Source organism: Stenotrophomonas sp. STEN021 (genome assembly GCF_056760175.1).
Window position 1 is genome coordinate 1 of sequence record NZ_JBRREH010000179.1, and the last position, 406, is coordinate 406.

General features: G+C 52.7%; 1 rRNA gene. It reads left to right on the top strand.

Annotated features, from left to right (window positions below):
• Nucleotides 1–88, top strand: a 5S ribosomal RNA gene (gene rrf, locus ACVOL0_RS20410); the annotation flags it as partial.
• Between the last annotated feature and the right edge of the window lie 318 nt (nucleotides 89–406).

The window sequence follows — 406 nt, forward strand, 5'->3', positions numbered from 1 at the left end:
CCCGATCCCATCCCGAACTCGGAAGTGAAACGTAGCCGCGCCGATGGTAGTGCAGCCTAAGCTGTGCGAGAGTAGGTCATCGTCAGGGTTTTATCTAAGAACCCCGCTGCTTACGCAGCGGGGTTCGTCTTTTTATGTAAGCCAGGTGTTTTTGAGCCTGGGTTAGCTCAACAACTTCACGAAGAACCTCAAGTTCATCAAATAAGGTGTTGACGGAAACAAAAAGCCTGCCATAATAGGCGGCTCGCTTCGACGAAAAGCCTTCGGGCTCAACCTTGAAGCCGCCGAGTCAACTGCCTCTCAAAAAGGTGTTGACGAAGCAGAAAAGCCACCATATAATGGGCGGCTCGCTACGACGGAAACGTCGCAGCCTACGAAGAAGGCGCTGAGGCCCGATTCGAAGTTC